The 14,055-nt window shown below is 37.5% G+C and carries 16 protein-coding genes; 11 read left to right on the top strand and 5 right to left on the bottom strand.

Annotation, left to right across the window (positions count from 1 at the left end):
- Positions 1-16: 16 nt before the first annotated feature.
- Positions 17-547, bottom strand: a complete 531-nt coding sequence (locus tag LZ480_RS17875) for a GNAT family N-acetyltransferase (protein WP_241370903.1) — start codon at positions 545-547, stop codon at positions 17-19.
- 285 nt (positions 548-832) lie between these two features.
- Here LZ480_RS17875 and LZ480_RS17870 point away from each other — a divergent pair, with 285 nt between their 5' ends.
- Together LZ480_RS17870 and LZ480_RS17865 are read left to right on the top strand one after the other, a co-directional pair.
- A complete protein-coding gene (locus LZ480_RS17870) occupies positions 833-1,423 on the top strand; it encodes a DUF2441 domain-containing protein (protein WP_241370902.1) in 591 nt (196 codons plus the stop codon).
- 15 nt (positions 1,424-1,438) lie between these two features.
- The gene (locus LZ480_RS17865; RefSeq protein ID WP_241370901.1) at positions 1,439-1,831 is read left to right on the top strand and encodes an NUDIX hydrolase; all 393 of its coding nucleotides are present in this window, start codon (positions 1,439-1,441) and stop codon (positions 1,829-1,831) included.
- A gap of 29 nt (positions 1,832-1,860) precedes the next feature.
- On the opposite strand, the gene LZ480_RS17860 is transcribed toward LZ480_RS17865, so the two are convergent.
- On the bottom strand, positions 1,861-2,262 hold the full coding sequence (locus tag LZ480_RS17860) for a PH domain-containing protein (RefSeq protein WP_241370900.1): 402 nt from the start codon (positions 2,260-2,262) through the stop codon (positions 1,861-1,863).
- Positions 2,263-2,385: 123 nt separating this feature from the next.
- Between LZ480_RS17860 and LZ480_RS17855 the strand changes: the two genes are divergently transcribed.
- The 5 genes from LZ480_RS17855 (at position 2,386) to LZ480_RS17835 (ending at position 6,440) form a co-directional block, all read left to right on the top strand.
- A complete protein-coding gene (locus LZ480_RS17855; RefSeq protein WP_241370899.1) occupies positions 2,386-3,255 on the top strand; it encodes a M23 family metallopeptidase in 870 nt (289 codons plus the stop codon).
- Positions 3,256-3,429: 174 nt separating this feature from the next.
- Entirely contained in the window at positions 3,430-4,161 is a 732-nt protein-coding gene (locus LZ480_RS17850; protein ID WP_241370898.1) for a LytR/AlgR family response regulator transcription factor, read from the top strand.
- Positions 4,162-4,163: 2 nt separating this feature from the next.
- The gene (locus LZ480_RS17845) at positions 4,164-5,546 is read left to right on the top strand and encodes a sensor histidine kinase (protein ID WP_241370897.1); all 1,383 of its coding nucleotides are present in this window, start codon (positions 4,164-4,166) and stop codon (positions 5,544-5,546) included.
- Positions 5,547-5,573: 27 nt separating this feature from the next.
- A complete protein-coding gene (locus LZ480_RS17840) occupies positions 5,574-5,957 on the top strand; it encodes a DUF3887 domain-containing protein (RefSeq protein ID WP_241370896.1) in 384 nt (127 codons plus the stop codon).
- A gap of 24 nt (positions 5,958-5,981) precedes the next feature.
- On the top strand, positions 5,982-6,440 hold the full coding sequence (locus tag LZ480_RS17835; RefSeq protein WP_241370895.1) for a DUF1648 domain-containing protein: 459 nt from the start codon (positions 5,982-5,984) through the stop codon (positions 6,438-6,440).
- A gap of 215 nt (positions 6,441-6,655) precedes the next feature.
- Here LZ480_RS17835 and LZ480_RS17830 read toward each other — a convergent pair whose 3' ends face one another.
- A complete protein-coding gene (locus tag LZ480_RS17830; protein ID WP_241370894.1) occupies positions 6,656-7,867 on the bottom strand; it encodes an NAD(P)/FAD-dependent oxidoreductase in 1,212 nt (403 codons plus the stop codon).
- Positions 7,868-8,047: 180 nt separating this feature from the next.
- Between LZ480_RS17830 and LZ480_RS17825 the strand changes: the two genes are divergently transcribed.
- The 4 genes from LZ480_RS17825 (at position 8,048) to LZ480_RS17810 (ending at position 11,874) form a co-directional block, all read left to right on the top strand.
- Positions 8,048-8,362, top strand: coding sequence for a PadR family transcriptional regulator (locus LZ480_RS17825; protein ID WP_241370893.1), 315 nt, complete (start codon positions 8,048-8,050; stop codon positions 8,360-8,362).
- A gap of 2 nt (positions 8,363-8,364) precedes the next feature.
- Positions 8,365-9,411 carry a DUF4097 family beta strand repeat-containing protein gene (locus LZ480_RS17820; RefSeq protein WP_241370892.1) on the top strand — a complete coding sequence of 349 codons (1,047 nt, stop codon included), beginning with the start codon at positions 8,365-8,367 and terminating at the stop codon, positions 9,409-9,411.
- 79 nt (positions 9,412-9,490) lie between these two features.
- Positions 9,491-9,847 (top strand): DUF4429 domain-containing protein, encoded by a 357-nt coding sequence (locus LZ480_RS17815; protein ID WP_241370891.1) that lies wholly within the window; start codon positions 9,491-9,493, stop codon positions 9,845-9,847.
- A 470-nt stretch (positions 9,848-10,317) separates the two neighbouring features.
- Positions 10,318-11,874 carry an NlpC/P60 family protein gene (locus LZ480_RS17810; RefSeq protein WP_241370890.1) on the top strand — a complete coding sequence of 519 codons (1,557 nt, stop codon included), beginning with the start codon at positions 10,318-10,320 and terminating at the stop codon, positions 11,872-11,874.
- Positions 11,875-11,980: 106 nt separating this feature from the next.
- Here LZ480_RS17810 and LZ480_RS17805 read toward each other — a convergent pair whose 3' ends face one another.
- Complete coding sequence (locus LZ480_RS17805) at positions 11,981-13,183, bottom strand: M20 family metallopeptidase (RefSeq protein WP_241370889.1); 1,203 nt, start codon at positions 13,181-13,183, stop codon at positions 11,981-11,983.
- Between the two features lie 15 nt (positions 13,184-13,198).
- Positions 13,199-14,050, bottom strand: a complete 852-nt coding sequence (locus LZ480_RS17800; protein WP_241370888.1) for a MetQ/NlpA family ABC transporter substrate-binding protein — start codon at positions 14,048-14,050, stop codon at positions 13,199-13,201.
- Between the last annotated feature and the right edge of the window lie 5 nt (positions 14,051-14,055).

Raw genomic sequence — 14,055 nt, 5'->3', positions numbered from 1 at the left:
CTAAAATTTATTGTTTTTACGCTTCCCATTCCTCACGTAAAACCCCCATACGAATGGAATCGTAATAATGACCTTCATAGAAACGTACTTTGCGAATACGTGCTTCCACTTGCATACCAAGCTTTTCACCAACACGAATCATGCGTTCGTTGCCAGACCATGTTGTATAGCCTACGCGTACGAGTGGCATTGTATTAAATAAATGTGCTATCCAAAGTTTTAATGCACGTGTTCCAATACCTTTTCCCCAAGAGCCAGCCTCATGAAGAACAATGCCCATTTCAAGCCATTTAGAAGGCTCATGCTCCCAATAGTATGAAATAATACCACGAACAATCCCATTCACTTCAATAACCCAAAAGCTGTCATCGCCAATCCAATCTTGTTTTGATTGAATGAAGTCTTCATATGGTATTGCTTGATGTGGATAGTAAGGTGCATCCCATTTTTTCCACTCAGGTTGTTCGTCTTTGTAAATAAGCTCCCATAAACGTCCCATATCCTTTTGTGCAATCGGGCGAATGGTTAATTCTTGATCGGTATACATGAATGATAATCCTCTTTTCAATAATATTTTGTCTATTTGTTTAAAAGATTGAAAAGAGTAGCGTTTCTACTTTTCAATCACCTTTGTTGTCGTATTCATAGAAATCATTCCTTTCTTTTTCAGCTAATATTATTTTATCAGAAAATTTAGTAAAGTATATAATAGATGAAATAAATGGTAATTATCTTTGCGAGTTTGTAAACAAAAGGAGGAGTAACATGAGTGGGCGTAACAAGAGTATGTATGCTGGTGTAGGAAGCATTATTGCATATAGGGGGTACAGATATGAATCAAACTGAACAATACGTATATCACCTAGTAACACGAAATAAAATGCAACTTGGTCAAATCATTTATTTTGATCAGCATGAAAAAAATACATTGTACCGCTTCTTTTTTGAACAGGAGCAGCACAACGCACAAGGAGAAGATGCTTTCCAAATTTTGCTAAGTAGAAATTCTGAAAATGGCTTACACATGGAGAAGGAAGATGCGGACGTTGTGTTAAATTATGCGGGATCAAGTGTACGCGCAATTCGAGAAACAATTGTAGAAATGGTTCGACTACAAGAATTCCCTTACTATCCATCGAGATTATCATGTTTATATGTAACAAAAAGCTATGACGATTTATTGAAATGGAGAGTAATATTTGAATCGTTTAACCGGAAAGTATTACAAATAGTAAAACTAAAAGTAGATGGTAACTGTTTTGAAGGTGACGGCGAGCTGTTACCGAAAGAAGACGGGGCATCATTTGCAAAGAAAATTGAACAGGCGCGCAGCTATTGGCAAAATAATAACACAACTGCTTTACCAGAAATGCTAGTCGATGGCAGGATAGAAGTTGTAGAAATACTAGAAGAATTTGAGTAAGAGGGTGAAAAGGTTATGACGGATCGTGGTGCGGTTGTTATTGTAGAAAATGATAAGGTTGCGTTAATTCGACGTGAAAAGGCGGGGCGTGTGTATTATGTATTTCCGGGCGGTAAGCAGGAAATAGGCGAAACGATTGAGCAATGTGCAAAGCGTGAAGCATTCGAAGAGCTCGGTGTAGAGGTTGAAATAGGAGAGCTCTTAACAACTGTGCCTTATAACGGAATACAACATTATTTTTGTGCAAAAATAACCGGTGGGCAATTTGGTACAGGTCAGGCAGAAGAATTTATGGAAGCGGATAACGGTACATACTTACCGGTTTGGATAAAGGCAAGTGACTTATACGGAAAAAATGTTATTCCAGCTATAGTTGTACAAGTCTTAAATATGAAGAAAGAAGGGTAATTATGAGTAATCGCAATTACCCTTTTTGGTTAATGGATAAGCTTAATAGAAGGGTTAATTTCTAGCAATTTTTTAACAAAGGTTTCTTTATCTTTTGGAGAAACAAGTGTCATCTGCATATCGGGATCAAACGTAATTTCAATACGGTCAATGGACATTGCTGGTGCAGAAAAAGGATTTTTTGATGGGCGCAAGCTATGAATTTTTGCGATATCAATATTTGTTTTTGTAATGCCACCATGGATAATTAGCTTATTGTCCTGAATGACATACTTCGTGCCAAAAAATAGTATAGCTAATAGAGCGATTAACGCAATTGTAACAACTATGGTAATAATATCTGGCTCCGTAATGACCCCATAAATCATTAGGGTAGGGACGATAATAAAAATTGCCGCCATCCAAATATCAATTTTTGATTTGAATACCATGAAAAGCCCACCTTAAATTACATTTTCTCTTACTAATTGTATATGGAAATAGTTATTAAATGAAACTTTTTCTATTTACAACCGTAAACTAGTTAGAAAATTCTTTGTATTTGGAGGGGTTATATGGAGCAGGCTACGAATTTACAACAGACAATGGGGCAACTATTTTTAGCACAGCAATTTGAGGAAGTTTATAATGCGACGACTGCAGAATTTCAGCATTATGTTACATACGATCAATTTTTACATTTAGCGATACCGTTTGTCGAAGGGGTAGAGCAATTTCGATTAGAGCATGAAATAAATTTGCCATATTCAAAACAAATGATTTGGCTAGATGATATGAAAACAAAGGCAATTGTTGTGGCATTCAACCCAGCAAATGAAATCGAAAGCTTATTTTTAACACCTTTTACGATTGATGAACAAGCGAATAAACAGTATACAAAAAATACATACCATTATCCATTTAAAGGGGAATGGTTTGTGTTTTGGGGCGGCGCAAATGTGCTTATTAACTATCACTACGCTTACGAATCTCAGCGCTTTGCCTATGATTTTGTAAAAGTTCAAGATCGTCTAACATATCACCATACACCAGAGCGCAATGACATGTATTTCGCATACAATGAGGAAATTTTGGCGCCATTAGATGGTACAGTAATTGAAGTAGTAGATGGCATTGAAGACAATATTCCAGGGCAAATGGATGAACAAAATCCAGCTGGTAATTTTGTCATCATTGAGCATGCAAATAAAGAATATAGCTTACTTGCCCATTTAATACCGAGTTCGATTACAGTACGAGTTGGTCAGCATGTGAAAACAGGAGAGACAATTGGACGCTGTGGCAATTCGGGTAATTCGTCCGAATCACATTTACATTTTCAAGTGATGGATATGCCAAGCTTAGCGAGCTGTAAATCACTGCGTATTCGATTTAACAGTGAACAAGAGCCGCTGCAAGGAGATACGATTAAGAGTAAAATCTAGCGGCAAACTAAAAAAACGTTTGTTAAAAAAAGATAAGGTCGATTCTTTTGCAACGATTGCGGAGGTATTAGCAGTAATTTCAAGGGCAATTTGGCAAGTTTTAAAATAGTGTAAGTAGTACCTCCTAGTTATAGGCTAGGAGGTTTAATATGCTTAACGAAAGGGGGAAGGGCAATGAGTATTTTTATATTAGAAGATGACCTTTATCAGGCACAGCAGATGCAGCAATTGATAGGAGAGATTTGTGAGAAAAAGCAAATCCCGTACAACTTTATTGAAGCGACAAGTCGTGCCGATGAAATTTTATCGAAAATTGCTCTTTGCACCTACACACCGATCTATTTTTTAGATATCGAAATTAAACAGGAAACAAGAAAAGGGTTAGAAGTGGCACGGGAAATACGAAATGTTGACCCACACGGCATTATTGTCTTTGTTACAACCCATTCTGAGTTGGCACCTATTTCGTATCAATATATGGTATCTGCCCTAACGTTTATTGAAAAGGACTTACCACATGAAACACGTCGGAAGCTTATTACGGAGTGCTTGGCACAATATGTTACGAAAAATAATACCTTAATCGAGGAGGATTATTTCGTTGTTGATAATGCGTATACGACGATTAAAGTCCCATTTTCGACGGTTGAATATATTATGACCGATGAACCGCATCGCCTACAGCTTGGGACAACTAATCAGCTAATCCAGTTTTATGGAACGCTTAAAGAAATCGAGCAAATGGATACACGATTTATACGCTGTCATAAATCAGTGCTTATTAATAAAAAACATGTGCAGCAATTAGATACGAAACAGCAGCTCGTGTATTTAACAACTGGTAAGCAAGTTCCGGTTTCTCGTAGACTTATGAAAACGATTAAAGCGTTATTGAAAGAAGGGTAAGGATGTTATTTTATAATTTACTAGCCTTAGTGCTAATCGGCTTTGGGCATTTCTATTTGTTTCAATTGCTACTAGGCACTACCCAAATTTCGAAGCGTTTTTATGCGCTGTTAAGCATTTTATTTACGGTGCTATTAGCTATGGCGATTGGCTATTCTGGTTTTGTGGAATTAAATGTATTGGCGTTAATTGGCTTTTTAGTGATCCTTGGTTCGCTAACAAAAGCAGGTAATTTAATTCAGGTCATTTACTTTGCACTGCTTAGCACGGTTTTGTTTACAGTCATTAAAAATGGTCTTTTAACACTTACCTATTATATGTATTTAGATAGCCCGTTCCCTTACTATAGCTGGACGCCGAGTGTGTTACAGGTTGTGACATTGCTAGTTATTTTGATTGCAATGTATATCGCACGAAACAAAATTCAGCTAACGGGACATTATTTACGAAGCAGTAAACTATTTATCCCTACATTTATAATCGTTGCGCTTTGTACCGTGTTTTTACTTATTATCAATTTTCCAACTGTGCGTGTATTATCGAATCTACATGAATTATATGGAGAACAGTTATACATAAGCATTACAGCTATTTCGATTATACTAATGCTCATTATTTCAATGAGTGTTTACCGTTCGCGCGCGCAGTTAATTGAGCAGCACGAAAAGCAAATGCATGAACAGTTAATGGATTATGTGACAAAGCTGGAGTTTATGCACGATGAGCTTGCGACGTTTCGACATGATTATATGAATTTAATGCTAACACTAGAGGAAGCGGTGCGCACTGAGGATGTACAACAAATAAAACAAATTTACGAGGGTACAATTGCACCAACAACTGCCATTGTTAACAATCAGCAGCTAGAGTTAACAAAGCTGTCTCGCGTCATGATTGCGGAAGTAAAGAGTGTACTAAGCGTAAAAATCGTTACTGCTCAGCAAAGAAAATTATCGGTAACTGTTGATATTCCTGAGCCAATTAACGAACTATATATGGCGACAGAATCATTTATTCGTATACTATCGGTATTAGTTGATAATGCGATCGAAGCAGCAGAAAAATCAACAGAACGCAGTATATGTATTGCGTTATTTACAGTCCATCATACGCAATACTGTATTGTAAAAAATAGCATGGATAACCCAAGGATTGCATTAGATAATTTATATGCAAAAAACTATTCTACAAAAGGGAAAGATCGTGGGCTTGGATTATATTCCATTAAACGAATCGCGAATCAACACCCCAATATTACGCTATCTACAGGAGCTGAACAGCATTTCTTCGAACAAAAGCTCATCATGAAAAAACAACCATTCATGAATGAAAGCAAACCGATTAAGAAATCTCCCGACAATACTAAAAAGTATCGATTACAATAAGGGTAACTTATTGAGGAGGGAATTTTTATGAAAAAATGGGCAGTCGTTTTAGTGGGAATTATTTTAAGTGTTATGTTAGTGGGCTGTGGCGATAAGGCGAATGTAGATACATCCCAAGTATATAGTGCAAAGGCCGAAGAAATTGTAAAATGGATTAACGATAAAAACTACGACAAAATTACTGAGCAATTTGATGAAAATTTAAAAGCTCAATTAACAGCTGACCAATTAGCGCAAATTGAGCCAGTTATTGCGCAATCGGGTGATTTTGAAAAGGTGGAAAAATCTACGGTTGAAGAAAAGGACGGCATGAAAGTGGTTGTACTAGTTGCACAATATAGTAACGAAAAACGTGTATTTACCGTAACATATGACGACAAAGATAAAATCGCAGGTCTTTTCGTTCAATAATTTTATGAATGGAGCGAACATTAGATGAAGCTCTTTAGCAAAATTACACTCGCAGTATTTATAATTACAATCGTATTTACAGCGATTCAATTTCCAAATTTACCGAGTGAGGTACCAAGTCATTATAACATTATGGGCGAGGCAGATGCGTGGGCGAATAAATGGTTTATTTTCTTTATACCACTTTTAGGATTTGGTTTGTGGTTGTTACTTGGTCAGGTAGAGAAATTTCCGGAATTTATAAATATGCCGAATGACGGTAGGCCGTTAAACGCAGCGCAGCAACAAAATAGTATTTTCATGCTACATACTCTTCGTAATGAAGTATTACTATTTATGTCACTTTTAACGCTAAAAGAGGTGCTAACATCGATTGGTTATCCGATTCGATTAGGAATTTGGGAGTTTGTTATTTTTATAGGTGTACTAACTGTCACACTTATTTGGTTTATCGTGAAGAATCAAAAGTTAAAGACAGCATAAAAGGGGGTGTCCGAGAAGTATTTCTGGGACACTTCCTTTGCGCCGAGGATGGAGACCAGCACGAAGCTAGTCATGAATGCGTTGTTACAGGATGTGACGGTTTTAGCATTCGTTCTTCCCTTCTGACCACCGCAGAAGCACCGCCTATAGCGGATTATTACTACACGAGGTTGGCACTGTCCAAAAAGTTATGACTTTTTGGACAGCCTGTTTGCTTACTGTAAACCATATTTACGATTTAATGTAACGAGACGAGCATCATCATTTTTACGTTCCATGATTAAATCTGCGAGTATTTCTGCACCAAGCATGCTATACACAGTCCCATTACCCCCATAGCCCAGTAAATAATAGTGGTTTTTTTCTTGGGGATGCTGGCCAATGAATGGAAGATTATCATAGGATTCTCCAAAAGAGGCACAGTAGCTATACGGCGCATGGAATTGTTCGTTTGGGATGAGTTCATGCAATTTTTCGAGCAATTTTCGCGCCATGGCCTCAATTTTTTCTTCGCCCTTTGCAGGCTTTGCTCTATTTTCATCAAGCCCACCAATGATCACACGATGGTCAACCGTTGTACGTAAATATAAATAAGGGCGCGCAGTTTCCCAAATAAGTGCCTGCTCGTACCATCCTTCAAAGTGTGGGTTTTCCTCGGTTACAATTGCATAGGAGCGGTTTATGTCCGCGCCCTTTATTTTGCCATAGGGTAGCCGATCATAGCCGGTTGTATAAACAATGCGAGTTGCTTTAAAATTGCCATGCATCGTTTTAACCGTAATATGTGTCCCCTCTCCCTCAATAATATTGCCAAATGTATGCTCAAAAATATGCACACCACTTGCCTTTAGTTGCTCGGCTAATGAGACAACAAATTTAAACGGGTTAATTTCCGCGTCATTCATTGTATAGAGTGCAGCTGGGGCCTCAAATAATAGGCGGTGTTTTACGATAATTTCATTCCAAAACTCTACAGGGAAACCATTCCGAATGAGTATTTCAAATTCAGCTCTAAGCTTTTTCACATCATCTTTTTTACTTGCAAAGCAAATGCTTGGACGGCGAATGAATTCTGCTTTGTCAGGTAAGGTAGCGGCAATTTCCTCAATCTTTTTTAGTGCTGCATAACATAAATGATAAAAGCGTACAGCATCGTGTTCCCCTAATAGTTTTGCTAATTCGTGTAGCATGATGTCATTGGAATATTGCAGCAGCCCTGTGTTTGCAGAAGTGCTGCCTGAGGCGATTTCGTTACGCTCTAAAATAGCAACCTGTAAGCCTTCATCAAAAAGTGCTTTTGCTGTAAGCAGCCCACTCATACCTGCACCGATAATAATGACGTCATAATGTGCTTTTATATGCGGGTTTGTATGATTTGGCTTTACTAAGGTTGTAGGCCAATAGAGCTTTCCGTTGTGTAAGTACATATAAAAATCCCCCTCTAAGCTATTGTTAAGTTTTGCCCATTTTGAAACAAAGTAATCGAGAGTCTATATTTATTGCACGAATAGTTGTAAATTTTATGTAATTATTTTTTACTTAGTACCTTGCAATGAATAGTACCGTTTGATACACTATTGTTTATAGAATAATAGTGAGGTGAAGAAATGAATCCTCAATTTAAAAAAGGTGTGCTGAATTTATGTGTATTAGCGCTTTTAGAAAAGAAAGATATGTATGGCTATGAACTTGTTCAAGCCATCTCTTCTCAAATCGAAATTTCTGAAGGGGCAGTTTATCCATTATTGCGAAGGCTCACAAATGAAGGCTTATTTACAACGTATTTAATGGAATCAACAGAAGGACCGCCGCGCAAATATTATCAAATTACAGAGCAAGGTATTGCACAGTTAAACAGCTTGAGAAAAGAGTGGGATAGCTTTATTGCAGGAGTAAATACATTAATTCAAGGGAGTAATTAAAAATGAATGAACAACAATTTTTAGATTTACTTGAAGGTCATTTACAAAAAATCAATTCACAAGAGCTTGCAGATATTCGCCGTGATTTTGAGGAATACTTCGAAAACGGGCGAGCAGAGGGAAAAACAATCGAAGAAATCATTGAATCATTTGGCAACATGGATGAGTTAGCAAATGAACTACTTGCTTCATATGACGAAGAAGATTTTGTACAAGCCGTTTCGCTTCATAAAAATGACGCGCATATCCCATATAGTAATGTAAAAATGGATATTAATAACGTTACAATATCGATTGTCGCAACGGACGCAAATGAAGCTAGGATCGAAACGAAGGATAAAGACGATTTAACAACTGCTATAATGACAATAGAAGACGGTACACTTGTCGTAAAGGCAACTCGACAGGATAAAGTACGTCGTTTTTGGTTCATTACAATTGTAGGCTCGGTGGGACCAGCGAATGTTATTGTGTATTTACCAAAGAAGCAATATGAGCAAATTAGCATTACGAATCATAACGGCGCAATTAAAATAGCAGATGTGTTTGCAAAACAATTTGAGCTGCATGCTGATAATGGACGGATAATGACTAATACGATTGAAGGTTCGATATTAGAAGCACGGACAAGTAATGGACGTATCATTTTAGAAAACACAGTTGTACAGCAGGTGAAGGCAATTTCGCAAAATGGTCGAATTGAAATGGAAAATAGTAAAGGTCAGCAGTATGATGTTGAATCGTATAATGGGCGTATTGTCGTGAAAAATGTGGAAGCACAAGTTCAAGCGCGTTCATACAATGGTCGTATTGAGGCGGAGTTTGCTACAGTGAAGTATCCTTTACAATTTAGAACGGATAATGGCCGTATTATGTTAGCGACAGCGGAAAAATTAGAAAATGTTGCGATTGAGGGGAGCACCCATTCCGGTGATGTGACAATCTATAGTGAGAAAATGTCGCGCTATGAGCACGGAACAAAAGAACATACCATTCAATTAAAAACAAGTAACGGAAAAATTAGCGTAGAAGAATTGGTAGCGCAGTAAATAAGTATTGTAGAAATTAGAATTCCATTTGTAAAATCCGTATAATAAAGCTAATGATGTTAGAAATGGAGTAATGACAATGAATATATTCAGCTTTAGATTGTTTGGCGGCTATAAAGTGCAATTTGATAAATCTGAAGTAACAATCGATTATGCGGGTGAGAAATTTTTGTTCATCCAAAAAGCAAAGCCACGCACGAAAACACTTGCATACAGTGATATATTACGTGTGGAATACAAAGAATCAGGTATGACATTCGGTTATGTGCGTTTTATTACAAAAGAAAACGAAGAGTTTTTAAGTAGCTCATACGTCGCACAGCATGACGAAAATGCGTTTATGGTGGAAAAAGATGAATTAACGAAATTAAACGATGTATTAGACATCTTAAAAAAATACTGTAAATCAATTGAATTTCTTCATATGAAAGCTTAGCGAATATGCTAGGCTTTTTTCTATGTAACGAACTTTTTAAAGCATAGGTTGGGTGAAATCGCTCATGAAAGGATTGCTGGGTAAAATTATGAAGAGCATTTCGTCTTTTATTAAGATAGCTTCGTTTATGTTATAGAGAGAGGAGGCGAGGGCTTGTGCGGATGGAGTGCGTATTAACTTTAAAATACTTAAAGGAGTTCCCACAATTTAGGGATCTCTTTTTTTACATCCTTTTTTTATTAGCTTAAAAATCCATTCACTTGAAAAGCGATTCATAGCTCAATATGTCGTAATTTGTTTCACGTGAAAAAATGTTTTTTGACATAAAATAAGATATATATTCAAAAAAATTATTAAATATGAATAAATTAACAATTATGCTATAAATTTATAGTTGAAGGGTATATATTTAATAGGGTTATAGAAAGATTATTAAGAAATGTTGTCGAAAAAGAGATCGGGGTAGAGAGATGATTAAAAAAATAGTTTTGCAAATGCTTGTAATCACTATCGTACTTACAAGTGCCGTTACAATTAGCCAGGCGCAAGTTTTTATAGATGTTCCGGACAATTCGAAATTAAGTGAAGAATTAATGGTATTGAGTGATTATGGTGGAATAACTTTGACACCAAATAAAGCCTTTCGAGCAAATGATCCAATTACACGGTATGAAATGGCTGAAATTTTAATGCATACATTACAGTTAGAACCAGAGTTCAATAATATTCCTACCTATTCAGATATTGCTGCAAATGATGAAAGAATGCCAGTAATTGCTGCAATTTTTAATGCCCGCATTATGGTAGGTTATGATGGAAAGTTTAATCCAGATGTCAAGGTAACACGTGCGCAAGCGGTAAAACTTTTAACACAAGTTTATGGATTAACTGGGGAAGCATCACAAGCTTATGCGGATATCCCAAAAAATCATAATGCTTATAATGCTGTGCAAGCCTTCATTGCCAATCAAATTATCATTCCGGCAAAAAATGAAAAATTTAAACCAAATGCAATGATGACACGTGGACAGTTTGCTTCGTATTTAGCCCGAATTATTGAACCTTCTATACGTATAACCGAACCGGAACAGCCTGTATATGAAAGCTGTGCCATAGATACTGGTAAGAAGCGTTATGTAGTCGATGTGGCCGTAACAAACTTATGGCACCAATCGAATCAAGCGCGTGAAGTCGACTATCCTTCAACGAAAAATCCAGTAGAAATGCAAAAGTGGATTTCTTCATTATCATTGGCACAAAAGAAATGGTTAGTAGGAAAAACCGATACACAAGCTTTATATGGCGATGAAGTGTCGCTATTAGAAACTAAAGGAAAGTGGCAACGTATTGCTGCAAAAGACCAATATGTACCGTATTTAAAGGCGGGTTATCCAGGTTGGGTTCCAGTAACGCATGTTGTTGCAACGACAAAAAATTATGATGACTGCTCAAAGGCGATCATTACTGCAAAGAAAACGATGTTATTAGATGAAGATACGAAAAAGAAGTTTTTAGAAATTAGTTATGCCACAATATTACCTGTAATAGAAGAAGATAATACATATTACTATGTAGAAACGCCAAGTGACGGCATTAAGCTCTTAAAGAAAAGTGATGCCAAGTCATATCAAAAGTATAGTGATATTGCAAAACCAACTGCCGATACGATTATTAAAGAAGCAAAGCGTTTTTTAGATTTACCATACTTGTGGGCAGGTACGTCCTCTTGGGGTTATGATTGCTCGGGTATTTTATATGGTGTGTTCCGAACACATGGTATTATGATTCCGCGTGATTCGTTTTATCAGGCAACGGGAGGAAAAGCTGTAGCAAAGAAAGATTTAAAGCCAGGCGACCTCGTATTTTTCGCTTATAACGGAGGAAAAGGGGAGGTATATCATGTAGGGCTCTATGTTGGGGATGGAAAAATGCTGCATGCCCCACACTATGCTTCTAAAGTGAAAATTGAATCAATGAATCAAGGTGCGTATAAAAAGAATTACTCAGGTGCGCGTCGTTATTTATAAGAGGAGGACACCGCCCGATACGTAATTTTGGGACAATGTCTTCAAAAGAATCCACATATGAAAAACATCAACTCGCGCTATTTTCCTGCGAGTTGATGTTTTTTAGTTATGCATTTTTTTGTTCTAGTGCTTGCTGATGTGCAACCTTTGCTTCATCTATAAGTGAAGGGTTTTGTAAAAATGTATAGCCAGTTTGAGCAAGAGCAATGGCACCTGTAATAAGTGCCTGGTAACCATGCTTTGAATTTGCTGCTTCACGGAATTCATTTGTATGTGCGATTAAATCATTTGGTCCAATTTTAATATAGCCGTGAGAAGTAGGGACTTCATAGCTAATATTTCCAGCATCTGTTGAGCCTGGAGAACGGTGACCGCGTGGGTGAACATCTTCTCCAAGTGCTCCTAGCTTTTCGGCTAAAATACGATCCGTTACTTCGTTGACAACAAGGTCTTTTACTTCGTTTTGGAAGCGTTCGATTTTCACTGTAGCCCCAGTTGCAAGTGCCGCACCTTCAGCAATTTTTCGTGTTTTATTTGAAACTTCTTCTGTTTTCGGCCATGATGATGCACGAATGTAAAAGCGAGCTGATGCATATTCTGGTACGATATTCGGTGCGTCACCACCATGCGTAATAATACCATGAATGCGCACATCAGATGGCACATGCTGGCGTAGTGCGTTAATGCCGTTAAATAATTGAATAACGGCATCTAGTGCATTAATTCCCTCTTCGGGTGAAGCTGATGCATGCGCGGCTTGTCCGTAAAAATGAAAATCAAGAGGATCAACGGCTAGCGATTCATTTGTCACACCTGTTTTTCCAGAAGGGTGTAGCATGAATGCTAAATCAACATCCTTTAAGTAACCGTGACGTACAAAGCTGCCTTTAGCACTCCCATTTGGACCGCCTTCTTCTGCAGGTGTACCAAGTACGATCACCTTACCACCAGTAATAGATAGTGTATCGGCTAATGCGATTGCAGCAGCTACACTTGTCACACCGATAATATTATGACCGCAAGCATGACCTAAACCAGGTAAAGCGTCATATTCCGCTAAATAAGCAATTGTCGGACCAGGCTTGCCGCTATCTTTTTGTGCGTAAAAAGAAGTTTCATGACCAGCAACCGCCGTTGTTACATCAAAGTTGGCTTCTTCTAGAAGTGCTACAAGCTGTGCGCTTGCAAACACTTCTTTGTTTCCGATTTCCGGATTCGCGTGAATGGCCTTACTTGTAGAAATATATTTTTCGCTATTTTTTTGTACTGATTTTGCAATAATTGTTTCGTTATCAACTGTAACTGTCATGGAAATACCCCCTTCTTATTTCGATTGTACCTTTAAGTCTTCGAAAGTTGTTTGTAGATCTTCGTCCGTTAAGATTGTCATTAATTGACCGCCATTTGTATCATCTTTAATGGCTTTTTCAATTTCTTCTGTATGGTAAAGCTCGATAATTTTTTGGTACACTTCATTGTCTTTATCTTCTGCACGAGCAGCAATGATGTTGACATATGGATAGACACTTTCATCCTCAGCTAATTCGCGGTAGATAGGATCCTCACCTGGATTTAAGCCTGCTTGACCAGCAATACCGTTATTAATAACTGCGGCTACCACGTCAGGTAATACTTGAGGTGTTTGCTGTGCTGTCATTGGGATAATGTCTAAATTTAATTTATTTGCTGTAATTTTAGTGGGATCACCGAATAATCCAAAGTCCTCAGCTAATTCAATGAAGCCTGCTGACTCAAGTAAGCGTAATGCACGTGCTTGGTTTGATGGATCATCTGGAATGGCAATTTTGTCGCCTTCTTTGATTTCGTTAATGTCTGTAATTTTTTCAGAATATAAACCAAGCGGCGCAAATACTGTAGAGCCAAGCGGAATTAATTCATTGCCACTTTCGTTAACATAGCTTGCAAGGAATGAAATATGTTGGAATGCATTTAAATCAACTTCACCTTGTGCTAATGCGTTGTTTGGTAATGTGTAATCAGCGAACTCTACAAGCTCGATTTCGATGCCTTCTTTTTCTAATTTCTCTTCTAAAATGGGCCATTGTGCACCATCCGCACCGTTTACCCCGATTTTTACTACCTCGTTGTCGTCACCGCAAGCTGCTAAAGTAAAGGCTGATAAAGCTGTAACAGCTGTTAATAAGATTTTTTTCATAAGTT

It is taken from the genome of Solibacillus palustris (assembly GCF_022549215.1).
Classification (GTDB): Bacteria; Bacillota; Bacilli; order Bacillales_A; family Planococcaceae; genus Solibacillus; species Solibacillus daqui.
Note: the sequence above shows the minus strand (reverse complement) of the source record. Positions and strands in the feature narration are given on the sequence as shown.